Source organism: Parafrankia sp. FMc2, assembly GCF_041008525.1.
Classification (GTDB): domain Bacteria; phylum Actinomycetota; class Actinomycetes; order Frankiales; family Frankiaceae; genus Parafrankia.
Window position 1 is genome coordinate 25576 of the sequence record NZ_JBFLUG010000014.1, and the last position, 12746, is coordinate 38321.

Sequence of the window (12746 nt, forward strand, 5' to 3'; positions counted from 1 at the left end):
GCCATGCGGCTGGACGGGCAGCGCCTACCAGATGCGGACGCGGTCGGACGGGTCCAGCCACAGACCGTCGCCAGGGGCGGTGCCGAAGACGTCGTGGAACTCGTCGAGGTTGCGCACGATGTTGGCGCGCAGCTCCGGCGGGCTGTGCGGGTCGGTGGTGAGGAACTGGCGCTCGAGTTCGAGCCGGCGCTTGGTACGCCACACGTAGGCCCAGTTCATGAACAGCCGCCGCCGGTCATCCCGGGACGCCTCGCCGCCCTGGGAGATGACGTACGCCGTGTGCGCGATCGTCAGGCCGCCGAGATCACCGATGTTCTCGCCGACGGTGAGTGCACCGTTGACCTTCTCGCCCGGGAGGTTGCGCGGTTCGAGCGCGTTGTACTGCTCGACAAGGGTCTTCGACTTGACCTCGAACGCGGCCTTGTCGGCGGGGGTCCACCAGTCGTTGAGATTGCCCGCGCCGTCGTACTGCGCGCCCTGGTCGTCGAAGCCGTGGCCGACCTCGTGGCCGATCACCGCGCCGATACCGCCGTAGTTCTCGGCCGGATGGGCGTCGGGGCTGAAGAACGGCTTCTGCAGGATGCCGGCTGGGAAGCAGATCTCGTTGGTGCCGGGGTTGTAGTAGGCGTTCACGGTCTGCGGCAGCATGAACCACTCGTCGCGGTCGACCGGAGCGCCGATCTTGGCGAGCTGCCGGTCGGTCTCGAACGCGGCAGCCGCCTGGGTGTTGCCGATCAGGTCGCCGGCGCGGACCTTCAGGCCCGAGTAGTCCCGGAACCGGTCGGGGTAGCCGATCTTCGGTCGGAACGTCTCGAGCTTCTCGTAGGCCCGCTGCTTGGTCTCCTCCGTCATCCAGTCGAGACGGGAGATCGACGCGCGATAGGCCGCGAGCAGGTTCGCGACGAGGTCGTCCATCTGTGCCTTGGCGCGGGGCGGGAAGTGGCGGGCGACGTACTCCCGGCCGACGGCCTCACCGATCGCGCCCTCGACGAAGCCGACCGCGCGCTTCCACCGGGCCCGCAGCTCCGGGGTGCCGCTGAGCGTACGACCGTAGAAGTCGAAGTTCGTCTCGACGAACTCCTCGGGAAGGTAGGGCGCGGCGGCGCGCAGCACGTGGCTCAGCAGCCAGTCGCGCCACACCTCGATCGGCGTCTCGGTCAGCACGGCTGACAGGTGCTCGAAGTACGACGGCTGGCGTACGCACACCTCGGCCAGGGTCGCCTGCGTGCCGGTGAGCTGACCACCGAGACCGGTGATGTAGGCGTCCCAGGCGAAGGCCGGGCAGAGTGCCGCCAGCTCCTGGGCTGTCAGCAGGTTGTAGGTCTTCTGCACGTCACGGGTGTCGGCCCGCTCCCAGTGGCCCTTCGCGAGCAGGGTGTCCAGCGCGAGGATCCGCTGCGCGGCGCCCTCCGGAGCGGGGTGCCCGGCCAGCCCGAGGATGCGGGTCAGGTAGGCGACGTACTTCTCGCGGATCTCGGCGAACCGGTCGTCGCGGTAGTACGACTCGTCCGGCAGACCGAGTCCGCCCTGGAGCAGGTGGAACAGGTAGCGGTCGGAGTTGCGGTCATCGGTGTCGACGTAGGAACCGAAGAGCCCACGGCCACCGACCCGCTCGAACTCGCCCAGGAACACGGCGAGATCACGGATGTCGCCCACGCCCTCCACGGCGTCCAGCAGCGGCTGCACCGGGCCCAGCCCGAGCGCCTGGATCGTCTCGACGTCCAGGAAGGAGTTGTACAGGTCGGCGATCTTGCGCGCCTCGTCGTCCTGGGCGGCCGGGTCCTGCGCGGCGAGGTCGGTGATGATGTCGCGGACCTGCTGTTCGGCGGTGTCGGCGAGCTGCACGAACGGGCCCCAGCTCGAGCGGTCGGACGGAATCTCCGCCTCGGCGAGCCACCGGCCGTTCACGTGGCCGAAGAGGTCGTCCTGCGGTCGTACGTCGAGGTCCATGCCGTCGCGTGCGTCGTCGAGAATGCTCACAGAACGGAAGTCTCCAATCGATCCGGCGTCGAGGGAAGGATCCGTCAGGAACCTGTGGACCGACAGTACGTCCCGACCGGCATCCCGGTGCGGGGTCCGCGGCACACCGCGCGCGGCGGCTCGACCGGAGCCTGGCCAGAGCTCCACCACACCGCCGTCGGCGACGAGGCCGAACCCGGTGTGTAGCTGCCCCCTGTCCGGACGAGCCGCCCGCCGCTGGGCCGATCCGCCGCGGGGCGATCGCGGTACGGTCGGTGATCCGCGACGGTCGGCGACGGACAGTCGGCAACGGATGGAGCGATCATGCGCATCGGCATCACCCTGTCGGACGGCGGCGGACCGGACGCGCTCACGCGCCTGCGCGACGACATCGCCCGGGCTGCCGACGACGGGCTCCACTCGGCATGGCTGTCGAACATCTTCGGCCTGGACGCGCTCACCGCCCTCGCCGTCGCCGGCAGCCCGCTTCCCGGCGGGCGGGACACCGGCATCGAGGTGGGGTCGGCGGTCGTGCCGACCTACCCCCGCCATCCGGTCGCGCTCGCCCAGCAGGCGCTGACGACGGCCCTCGCCGTCGGCGGGCGGTTCACACTGGGCATCGGCCTGTCCCACCGGGTGGTCATCGAGGACATGCTCGGCTACAGCTTCGACCGGCCGCTACGGCATCTCTCCGACTATCTGGACGTCCTGCTGCCGTTGCTCGACGGTGATCCGGTCGACGTCCGGCGGGAGACGGTGCGGGCCGCGGCCGCCCTGGGCACCCCGCGGTTGGGAAGGCTCCCGGTGCTGGTCGCGGCCCTTGGCCCGAAGATGCTCGAGCTGGCCGGCGCGCGGGTCGACGGCACCGTGCTGTGGATGACCGGTCCGCGCACGATCGGTGAGTACATCGTCCCCACGATCCAGGCCGCGGCGTCGGCCGCCGCCCGCCCGCCCGCGCGGGTGGTCGCGATGTTGCCCGTGGCGGTCACCGACGAACCGGACGCCGCCCGCGAACGGGCCGCCCGCGAGTTCAGGATGTACGGCGGGCTCCCGTCCTATCGGGCGATGCTGGACCGGGAAGGGGCGGCGGGGCCGGCGGACGTCGCGCTGATCGGCAGCGAGGAGTCGGTGCGGGACCGGATCGCCGAGCTCGCCGGTGCCGGTGTCACCGACTTCGTCGCCGCCGAGTTCTCCGCGCCGGACGCGGCCCGCACCCGAGCCCTGCTACGGGAGCTGGCCCCGGCCCGGCTGGTCTGACCGGGCGGGCGCCGCCGGCGGACGGGCGCTGCCGGCACAGGCGCTGCCGGCAAAGCACGAGTGCTGCTGGCAAAAGAGAACAGCGCGCGGCCGCCTCGGTCGCGCGCTGTTCGGGGTAGGGCGGGGTGCCGTGTCAGACCGGCTGGACGTTGTCCGCCTGCGGGCCCTTCTGGCCCTGCACGATCTCGAACTGGACGCTCTGCCCCTCGTCAAGCGACTTGTAGCCGTCCGCGATGATCGCCGAGAAGTGCACGAACACATCCGGACCGCCGCCGTCTACGGAGATGAACCCGAAGCCCTTCTCCGCGTTGAACCACTTGACCGTACCCTGAGCCACCAGTGTTCTCCCTGCTGCTTTCCCGGTAGACGTCTCTCGTCTCCCGGCCTCGCACCGGTCGCGGATGGCCCCGCGCCCAGCCGTTCCGGTTCGACGATGCATGACGCTCACACAACGGAGAACAGGTAACGCCTCGACTCTACCGGCTGAGGGCCCGCTCCGGGGGGTCAGTCCAGGATGGCCGGGCGGTTGACAAGTGACGTCACCGTCCTCGGTGCCCGACGGCCCCGGAGCGCCCCGGTACCCGCGGCAGCCGAGAGGAGTCACCGTACGGCTGCGATACGCACCGACGTGGATCGGCTCACGTTACCGCTGAGGATGCCGGTGGCCGGCCGGGGACACGGGCAGCTCGCCGACACGGACATACCGCGTGAGCGGACCTGACCATCGAATCCCGGCCTTGTCGCCATATGTTCTCAGTCCCTTCCCTGACCGCTGGTCGGCCCCTTTCCGGACAGCCGCGGCGGCGCACCGGGCGGGATGGCTTCCGGGAGGATGGTGGTTCGCGCCGGGGTCAGGGCAAAGAACCACGGGAGACCGGTGCGACTGATTCTGGTACCGGTGCGACTGATTCTGGTAACGGACGTCGCCGCGGCAGTTCGAATGCGATGCGGTGCGGCCGCCACACAACGACCGGGCCGGGGTGATTCAACCTGCCGGGCCATCTGCCGAACGTGCGTCCGGTGCGCTCCGCCGGGGCCCGGCCGCCGGCTCGCCTCGTCTGGCCGAAGGGAATCGCGCCGGACCAGGCTCGGGCCGGCCAGAGTGCGGCGGCCGCGCGGCCCCCCGGGCACCGCTCGAGCGCTGAGGCGCAGGGACGATGTGCCGCCGATCCCTGCGGCCGGGTGGCCGGCCGGGCGGGCGGGCCCGTGGTTGGCCGTTGTGGCCCGAGCTGTGCCTCCCTACGCCAGGCGGCGGCTCGTTCCCGCGAATTGTCGGCGTCCTGCTTTGGGCTGAAAAATACTGTGCTTCCAGGGTGGTCGGCGTACCACCAAACATGCGACTATATAGTGACCTAAGCCGGGGGGCAGGTCCACTATGTACAATTCCGGATATCTGGCCGCGAACGAGCAGACCGTCGTCCAGATTCGACTGCACTGGGTGGTACTTGCCCGGGTGGTTCTCGAGACCGCGGCGGCCCTCGTCGGCGTCGTGGCGATCGCCGTCTATTCCGCGGGTCGTGACGTGAACGTGCGAGTCGTGGTCACACTTCTCTGGTGGGTGGCGCTGGCCGCTGTCGTGCGGCTGCTGTGGCGTCTGCTCGACTGGCACCGCACCTGCCTGCTGATCACCACGTCGCGGCTGATCAAGGTGTCCGGCATCATCTCCACGAGAGTCCAGAGCATCCCGCTGAGCAAGATCACGGATCTCTCGTACAACCTGGACCCCAACGGTCGGGTCCTCGGTTACGGCGCATTCGAGCTGGAGACCGAAGGAGACCACACGAGTGACCTTGAGAAGCTCCAGCACGTGCCGCACCCGGACCGGTTCTACCTGCTGCTCTGCGACAGCATCTTCGGTGGTTCCCCTGAACCGGCCGTGGACGATTAGCCGCGGCGACACTCAAGGGCCTGGGCCTGGGCCTGGATCGCGTCTGCGTCTGGTGTCGGGGGCGGTGCGTACGGCGTAGCCTCGCACCGTGATCCCCATGTGCCCGTTTTGGCTGTTGGCAGCCCTGCCCACGGATCCGGCCGTCCAACCGGGCGCTGCGGCGAAGCCTGCGGGTCCCGCGCCGCGGGGGAGCGCCACGCCCGCCTGCCTGCCCGGTGGCGGGCGGTCATGACCGGGCACAAGCCCGACTTCGCGGACCTGCTGACGCTGGATTCCGTGGACCGGGACATCTTCCGCGGCCTGTGCCATGCCGGTGCGCCGATGCGTGCCTTCGGCGGGCAGGTCGCGGCACAGGCCCAGGTGGCCGCGGGCCGCACCGTGGATCCGGACCGGCGGGTGCACTCGCTGCACGGCTACTTTCTCCGCCCCGGCCGCACCGACAGCCCGATCGTGTACCTCGTCGAACGTATCCGTGACGGCCGGTCGTTCACCACGCGCCGCGTCAGCGCCGTGCAGAACGGAGAGACCATCTTCTCGATGTCGGCCTCGTTCCAGCTGCCGCGCGACGCCGAGGAGACACACCAGCTCCGCGCCCCGGACGTGACCGGACCGGAGAATCTGCCCCGCTGGTGGGAACCGATCGACGAAGCCCCCGAGTTCCGGCCGTTCCTGCTGATCGACATCCGTTCACCGAGAAGCCTCGGCGGGCGGACCGGGCGCGCCGAGGGCTCGCGGGCCACCGATGGGACCGGGCGGGCAACGGGCTCGCCGGAAGTGGAGCCCGCGGCACCGGAGCCGACGTCGGGTGACGGGATGCCGCGGCAGAGCGTCTGGGTACGGGTCGACCAGACGCTGCCGGACGATCCGCTGCTGCACGTGTGCGCGCTGACCTACCTGTCGGATCTGACCCTGTCGAGCACCGCGTATCTGCCCTACGCGGGGCTGCCGGGGCGGCTCGACATCGTCTCCCTCGACCACGCGATGTGGTTCCACCGGCCGTTCCGCGCGGACGACTGGTTGCTGTTCGCCCAGGACAGCCCGAGTGCGGGCGGCGGGCGGGGGCTGTCCCGCGGCGTGTTCTTCAACCAGGACGGTCAGGCCGTCGCCTCCGCCATCCAGGAAGCCGGCCTGTTCCGCCGCTGAGCCCGCCCGGGGTGGCGGCTGGTGGTGATCCTTACCGGCCGGGGTTGGCCGCCGTGGCCAGCCAGGTCGCGCCGGGGAACCGGACCGCGCCGTTCACCAGATGGCGACGCAGCTCCGCCCGGACGTCGTCGAGCAGCGCCGACCAGCCTTCGGGCCCCAGCCGTGGTTCGAGCTGCTGCTGCGCCGAGCGACCGGTGGAGGTGCTGAGCACAGTGGCGAGGCGCTCCTCCACGCCGTCGCCGCCAGCGGTGCCGTAGTCACAGCTGAAATCGAAGGGCCTGATGGTGATGTCGGCCCAGCCGGCGTCGCCGAGCAGGGCGGCGAGCCGGCCGGAGTCGGCGAAGGCGGTGGGGCCGGGTGTGCCCGGTGCCGGATCCGCGGGCTTCGGATCCAGGCGGTCGGCGAGGACGTCCGAACCGAGCGTGAACATCGGGTTCTCGCTCCGGCCGCGCCAGCAGGCGAACACCAGCCGGCCCCCCGGTGTCGCGGCCCGGCGGATGTTGGCGAACGCGGCGGTCGGGTCGTCGAAGAACATCACGCCGAAGCGGGAGACCACCCGGTCGAACGACGGGCCGGGGGCTGCCGCGGCGAGGTCGACGACCTGGGCGTCGCCCACCACCACCGTGGCCTCGGGCACCCGGCGGCGCGCCGCGTCGGCCATCCCCGGCGAGATGTCGACGCCGACCGCGCTGGCACCCGCGGCGGCACCGGCGGCCAGCAGGGCACCGGAGCCGCAGCCCACGTCGAGGAGCCGCTGCCCGGGCCCGACCGCTGCGGCCGTGAGGATCGCCGCGGTCACCGGGGCGAACACCGCGTCGAAGACGGCCTCGTTGGCCACCCAGCCGGCTGCCTTGTCGGCCCAGTCCTGCCGCATTCCCTCGTTCCCGGCGGGCCTCACGGCGCGCTCAGTGGCTGGGTCGCCGGTCGTCCGGGCGTCTGCCCGGCGGGTGGGTACTCGCGGTCGAGCTGGCTGGCGGGTGACGCCGGCAGCGCCTCGCTGACCAGAGAGTGCGCGATCGGCCGCGCGTAGTCGTAGGACGCGAGCTCGCCGATCGAGGTGCTCAGCGCGGCTGCGCCCTCGAACAGGACGAACAGCTGGTGGCCCAGGGTCTCGGGGTCGACAGCGCCGGCCTGCGCCGCGGTGTCGACGAGCTGGCGCAGAAATCCCTCCTTGTGCGCGTGTATCACCGCACTCCCCGGATGCCGCGGATCCGTGATCTCGACGGCGGCGTTGTGGATCGGGCAGCCCCGCACGGCCACTGCCGAGGAGGGGCGGCCGAAGAGAGCCAGCAGGCGTTCGCCGGGGGCCAGATCGGTGCGGCGCAGGTACTGCTCGTTGGTCGGGGCGTGCTCGCTCATCCAGGTCAGGTAGGCCGCGACGAGATCGTCCTTGCTGCCGAACAGCTGGTACAGCGTGCGCTTGGAAACCCCGGCAACCTCGGCGAGCTGCTCCACACCGGTCGTGTGGATGCCCTGCCGGTAGAACAGGGTGCACGCCGTGGCCAGGATGCGCTCCCGGGGACCGCGGCTGTCGGCGGGCGCTCCGGCTGCCGCTCTATGGATCGTCACCCCGTCAGGGTAACGATCGGTATCTGTGCTGGCAAAGTGGACGCATACCTTCCCCTTCGGGTGTGGCGGGCGTCACGTCGCCGTTGGGTACCGATCGGTTTTCTAGTCCACTAGTGTCTGTGCGGTACCGATCGGTACCCGATCTGACCAAGGAGAAGTCGTGGCCGACGTTCTGACCCATGTGACCGCTCCCACCCGCTATCTCGAGGTAAATGGAATCCGTTACGCCTACCGCCGGTTCGGTGCGGGTGGGGGTACGCCCCTGCTTTTCCTGCAGCACTTCCGCGGCGGGCTGGACCACTGGGACCCGGCGGTGACCGACGGGCTGGCCGCGAACCGCGAGGTGATCCTCTTCAACAACGCGGGCGTCGCCAGTTCGTCCGGAGAGACCCCCGAGACGTTCGCCGCGATGGCGGACCGCGCCGCCGGGTTCGTCGGCGCGCTGGGTCTGGAACAGGTCGACGTGCTGGGGCTCTCGATGGGTGGGGCGGTCGCGCAGGAGCTCGCGCTGCGGAACCCGCAGCTCGTCCGGCGGCTGATCATCGCCGGGTTCCGGCCCCGGGCGGGCGAGGTCGAGGGAACCGCCCCCGACATGATCGACGTCGCGACCCGCCACGAGGTGCCGACCCTCGAGGACTTCCTCTACCTCTTCTTCGAGCCGTCCGAAACAAGCCAGGCCGCTGGCCGGGCGTTCTGGGAGAGGCGCCACGCGCGCACCGTCGACGTCGACCCGCCGACATCCCGGCAGACCATGCTGGCGCAGCTCGCCGCGGCGGGTGAGTGGGCGGAGCCGCACGGTGAAAGGTACTCGGAGCTCGCCCGGATCACGGCGCCGACCCTGGTCGTCAACGGCCGGCGCGACATCATGATTCCGACCGTGAACTCCTACGTTCTGGCTCAGCACATTCCCGGCGCGCAGCTGGTCATCTACCCGGACTCCGGCCACGGATCAATCTTCCAGTACCCCGAGCTCTTCGTCAGCCAGGCAGCGCGCTTCCTCGACGCGGAGCGCCCCTTCGGCTGAGGGCTCTCCCGCCGGTGAGAACCACGGTCATGCCACCCGGAACGATGACACGACGACGGAGAAAGGCAACTGAAATGGATCCCCTGCTGGAGATGGCGCTCGAGGCGCATGGTGGTCGGGAGCGCTGGTCGAAGGTTTCCGAGCTCACCGCCCACCTGTCGGTCGGCGGCCCGTTCTGGGCGATGCGCGGTTTCCCCGAAGCGTTCCTCGAGGAGACACTGCACATCGACGTCGCCGACCGGAGGGCTGTTCTCTCCCCCTGGGTCGCCGCGGACCACAGCCTGGTCGCGGATCTCGCCCGTGACGGGGTTGCCCTGCACGCTGCCGACGGCTCTGTCATCGAGAGCCGCGACCGGCCCCGTCCCTCCTACGCCGGATACGACCTCTACTCGGCGTGGGACCGGCTTCAGGTCGGCTACTTCCTCGGCTACGCCATGTGGAACTACCTCACGACGCCGTACCTGCTGGCCGATCCCGAAGTGACCGCCCACGAGATCGATCCCTGGGACGAGGACGGACAGACCTGGCGCAGACTTCAGATCCGCATTCCGGCGACAATTCCCACCCACACGGCCGAACAGGTCTTCTACGTCGACGCCGACGGGCTGCTGCGCCGCCTCGACTACACGGTCGACGTGAACGCGAACGCGACCGTCGCCCGCTACACCGACGGTCACCGGACCTTTGACGGGTTGGTCTTCCCGACCCGCCGTCGCGTCTACCCCCGCCGGCCGAACGGAACCGCCGACCGCTCCCTCCCCGGGCCGGACGGCTCGGCCATCGCCATCGACATCCACGACGTCACCGTCGCCTGAACGTGTTGACACTGTCAACATGGTGATGCCAGGGTGCATGTTGACAGTGTCAACATGCTTCCCCTCGGGGCATCGTGAGGAGTCGGGTTCGTGGCGAGATGGCGCATGTGGCTGACAGCCGGGCTGGCTGGACCGGCACTTCTGTTCACCGGTTGCTCCGACGGCGGTGCCACGGCTCCGGCGGCGCTCGCCGACGCCACCGCCGCATCGGCGGGGAGCGCTGATGACAGCGGCACCGGCGCCCGCGAGCGGCGGACGGCGGCGGCGACCCGCGGGTTTCTCGACGCGTTCGAGCGGCGCGACCTGGACACCATCACGAACCTGCTGACCGACCAGGTCACCCTGGTACAGCCGATGAGCTTCACGGGAGCCCCGGAACCGGCGATCCGGTTCTCTGGCCGGGACGAGGTGATCGGCTACTTCCGCCAGGTGTTCGCGGCGATGGGGCGCATCAGTTTCGTCGACGAGAGAATCACCGTCGGAGCGGGTGGCGACACCGTCTTCGTCCAGGCGAACGGCGACTTCACCGGTGCGGACGGCGGCCCGTATCGGAACGTGTACCTGTTCCGCTTCGACTGGCGGGACGGGCGGCTCGTCTCCGGCGAGGAGTACGCCAACCCGATCATCTTCGCCCGCCGCTTCAACTTCCCGATCGGCTGACGCGGCTGGCGCCGCTGACCATCTCCAGCAGCAGGCGGGTGAGCTCTCCCGCCTCGATGCCCCACTTGTCAGGCTGGAGGTGACCGGCGGAGGTGAGGTCGGCGGCGCCGTGGGCCGCCGCGAGGAGCACCGCGGCGAACGGGCGCGGATCGCCGGGCGGGAGGATCCCGGCTTCCGTCGCCCGCGCCGTCGCATCGACGAAGAGGCCGTAGGCCGCGGCTGCCGCCGGGCCCATCTCCGGCCAGTCGACCTCGGCGACCTCACGGCTGTAGATCAGCGCGTACTGCTGGGGGTTCGTGCCCGCGAAGTCGAGATAGGCCCGGCCCATCTCGACGAGCTGGCCGTGGGGATCCGACATCGGCACGCGGGCGAGGGCCGCGGCGAGGCTCTCGGTCATGCTGGCCAGCGCCTGGGTGGCGACGGCCGCGAGCAGGGCGTCCTTGCTGTCGAAGTAACGGTAGGCCGCCGAGCGGGAAACGCCCGCGCCCGCGCCCACAGCCCGCAGCGTCACCGCCGCGCGGCCCTCCTTCTCCAGCAGGGCCGCCGCGGTGCGCACGAGCCTGCCGCGGGTGCCCTCGCCGGTGCCCTCACCGGCGGCCTCACCCGCGACGCCCGGCCTGCCTGGTACGTCGCCGTCAGCGAACGACATCGAACACCTGCTTCTGGACGCCGTTGGGGTAGGCGTCGCACTCTGTCAGCTTCAGCAGCGTCTTGTCCTTGTCCGCCTCGCTGAACAGCCGCTTCCCGGCGCCGAGCAGGACGGGGAAGACCAGCAGGTGGTAGCGATCCACCAGGCCGGCGTCGGCGAGGCTCTTCCCCAGGATCGCGCTGCCGTGCACCGCGATCGGGCCGCCCTCGGTCTCCTTCAGCGCCGCGACGTCGTCGACGGAGCGCAGGATCGTCGCCGGCCACCGCGGGTCGGCCTCGGCCAGCGTGCTGGACACGACGTACCGCGGCATCGCGTTGTAGCCCGCGAAGTCGTCCATCGTCGGCCAGACCGGCGCGAACGCCTGGTAGCTGGCCCGCCCCAGCAGCAGCGCCGTCGTCTCCTCCTGCTCGCGCCCCTTGATCTCATAGGCGGCGGGGTCGAAGTCGATGTCCTTGAACGTCCAGCCGGTGTTCCGGTATCCCGACTCCCCGCCCGGCGCCTCCATGACACCGTCGACGGACACGAACGCGGTGACGATGAGTGTGCGCATGCTGCTTTCTCCTCTGCTGGGTCGCGGATGTCCCGCCTCGCCATCCTCGCGGTCGCGAGCAGCCCACCGGGCCTGCGGGTCCGTGGGTGGCCGGCGCGTCACCGGTGTGGACTGCCCGGCGGCGGAGAACTCATCGGTCGCCGGCGCCGCCAGGCCCGGATGTCGTTCCTCCGGCCGCCCAGTGGGAGTCAGCCTGCCCGCAGCGCCGTCCGGTGCTCACGGGGGGTGACGCCGCGGACCCGTTTGAAGGCGGTGCTCAGCGCGAACGCGCTGCCGTAGCCGACCTGCCTGGCGACCGCGCCGACGGTCGCGTCGGGTGCGCGGAGCAGGTCGGCGGCGAGATCGAGGCGCCAGCCGGTCAGGAAGGCCATCGGCGGCTCGCCGACCAGGTCGGTGAACCGGCGGGCCAACGCGGCCCGGGAGACACCGGCCTCGGCCGCCAGGGCGGCGACCGTCCACGGCTGCGCCGGATGGCTCTGCATCAGCCGCAGCGCCCGGCCGACCACCGGGTCGGCGTACGCGCGGTACCAGCCCGGAGCAGCCGCCACCTGCCGGGCGAACCAGGTGCGCAGCGCGGCGATGAGCAGCAGGTCGAGCAGCCGGTCGAGCACCGCCTCCTGGCCTGGCTCGTCCCGCACGATCTCGTCGGCGAGGAGGGGGATCAGCGGGGAGTTCCAGCTGCGGTGCGTCACCGTCAGCAGCGGTGGCAGCGCCCGCAGCAGCCGCTGGCTGACCTCCCCGTCCAGCAGGTAGGCGCCGGTGAGGATCACCGTGGGGCCGTCCGGGCTGTCACCCCAGGTGCGCACGCCGAGGTCCATCGCGGCGGCCAGGCTGTTCCCGGCCAGATCGGTGCAGCGCTGACCCGGGTGGATCACGATCCGGGGCGCGGTGGAGGGGGCGTCCGCCACGGTGTACGGGGCCGGCCCACGGATGATCGCGACGTCGCCGGGACCGAGCCGCACCGGCGCACGGCCGTCGGGCAGCACCCAGGCGTCGCCGCGCACCATCGCCGCGACCGCGAGTGGAGCCTCGTCCTGGATGCGCAGTGACCAGGGCGGCGTGAGGATCGAGCGTTGCAGGAAGGCACCGTGCGCCCGCGGCCCGTCCAGCAGGCCGACGACAGCGTCCATGATCGGAGTCTAGTCGCCCGGTCTGGACGTACGAACATGCTTCCAAGCTCCTGGACGATGGTTCCGTCGCACCCACCGTCCTTCACTGGAGGGAGAAGCCGC

At 70.8% G+C, this 12746-nt stretch carries 14 protein-coding genes; 7 read left to right on the forward strand and 7 right to left on the reverse strand.

The window, feature by feature from the left end:
* Positions 1–24: 24 nt before the first annotated feature.
* Positions 25–1980, reverse strand: a complete 1956-nt coding sequence (locus AB1460_RS07680) for a M13 family metallopeptidase (RefSeq protein WP_368959909.1) — start codon at positions 1978–1980, stop codon at positions 25–27.
* Positions 1981–2034: 54 nt separating this feature from the next.
* Between AB1460_RS07680 and AB1460_RS07685 the strand changes: the two genes are divergently transcribed.
* Positions 2035–2166: a hypothetical protein gene (locus AB1460_RS07685; protein WP_368959910.1), complete on the forward strand. Its 132-nt coding sequence runs from the start codon at positions 2035–2037 to the stop codon at positions 2164–2166.
* Between the two features lie 117 nt (positions 2167–2283).
* Entirely contained in the window at positions 2284–3216 is a 933-nt protein-coding gene (locus AB1460_RS07690) for a TIGR03564 family F420-dependent LLM class oxidoreductase (protein WP_368959911.1), read from the forward strand.
* A 133-nt stretch (positions 3217–3349) separates the two neighbouring features.
* Here AB1460_RS07690 and AB1460_RS07695 read toward each other — a convergent pair whose 3' ends face one another.
* Entirely contained in the window at positions 3350–3553 is a 204-nt protein-coding gene (locus tag AB1460_RS07695; protein ID WP_018636128.1) for a cold-shock protein, read from the reverse strand.
* A 1038-nt stretch (positions 3554–4591) separates the two neighbouring features.
* Here AB1460_RS07695 and AB1460_RS07700 point away from each other — a divergent pair.
* Together AB1460_RS07700 and AB1460_RS07705 are read left to right on the forward strand one after the other, a co-directional pair.
* A complete protein-coding gene (locus AB1460_RS07700; RefSeq protein ID WP_368959912.1) occupies positions 4592–5104 on the forward strand; it encodes a PH domain-containing protein in 513 nt (170 codons plus the stop codon).
* 228 nt (positions 5105–5332) lie between these two features.
* Positions 5333–6247, forward strand: coding sequence for an acyl-CoA thioesterase (locus AB1460_RS07705; protein WP_368959913.1), 915 nt, complete (start codon positions 5333–5335; stop codon positions 6245–6247).
* Positions 6248–6278: 31 nt separating this feature from the next.
* Here the strand turns inward: AB1460_RS07705 and AB1460_RS07710 are convergent, their stop codons facing one another.
* Together AB1460_RS07710 and AB1460_RS07715 are read right to left on the reverse strand one after the other, a co-directional pair.
* Positions 6279–7121, reverse strand: a complete 843-nt coding sequence (locus AB1460_RS07710; RefSeq protein WP_368959981.1) for a class I SAM-dependent methyltransferase — start codon at positions 7119–7121, stop codon at positions 6279–6281.
* Between the two features lie 20 nt (positions 7122–7141).
* The gene (locus AB1460_RS07715) at positions 7142–7816 is read right to left on the reverse strand and encodes a TetR/AcrR family transcriptional regulator (RefSeq protein ID WP_368959914.1); all 675 of its coding nucleotides are present in this window, start codon (positions 7814–7816) and stop codon (positions 7142–7144) included.
* A gap of 160 nt (positions 7817–7976) precedes the next feature.
* On the opposite strand from AB1460_RS07715, the gene AB1460_RS07720 reads away from it, so the two are divergent.
* From AB1460_RS07720 to AB1460_RS07730, 3 genes are all read left to right on the forward strand, one after another.
* A complete protein-coding gene (locus tag AB1460_RS07720; RefSeq protein ID WP_368959915.1) occupies positions 7977–8840 on the forward strand; it encodes an alpha/beta fold hydrolase in 864 nt (287 codons plus the stop codon).
* Positions 8841–8914: 74 nt separating this feature from the next.
* On the forward strand, positions 8915–9655 hold the full coding sequence (locus tag AB1460_RS07725; protein ID WP_368959916.1) for a hypothetical protein: 741 nt from the start codon (positions 8915–8917) through the stop codon (positions 9653–9655).
* A 90-nt stretch (positions 9656–9745) separates the two neighbouring features.
* Positions 9746–10315 (forward strand): nuclear transport factor 2 family protein, encoded by a 570-nt coding sequence (locus AB1460_RS07730; RefSeq protein WP_368959917.1) that lies wholly within the window; start codon positions 9746–9748, stop codon positions 10313–10315.
* Here AB1460_RS07730 and AB1460_RS07735 read toward each other — a convergent pair.
* From AB1460_RS07735 to AB1460_RS07745, 3 genes are all read right to left on the reverse strand, one after another.
* Positions 10296–10964, reverse strand: coding sequence for a TetR/AcrR family transcriptional regulator (locus AB1460_RS07735; protein ID WP_368959918.1), 669 nt, complete (start codon positions 10962–10964; stop codon positions 10296–10298). The two genes, AB1460_RS07730 and AB1460_RS07735, sit on opposite strands and share 20 nt — an antisense overlap.
* A complete protein-coding gene (locus AB1460_RS07740; protein ID WP_368959919.1) occupies positions 10951–11514 on the reverse strand; it encodes a dihydrofolate reductase family protein in 564 nt (187 codons plus the stop codon). The genes AB1460_RS07735 and AB1460_RS07740 overlap by 14 nt, the downstream gene beginning before the upstream one ends.
* A 188-nt stretch (positions 11515–11702) precedes the next feature.
* Complete coding sequence (locus AB1460_RS07745; RefSeq protein ID WP_368959920.1) at positions 11703–12644, reverse strand: AraC family transcriptional regulator; 942 nt, start codon at positions 12642–12644, stop codon at positions 11703–11705.
* Positions 12645–12746 lie beyond the last annotated feature (102 nt).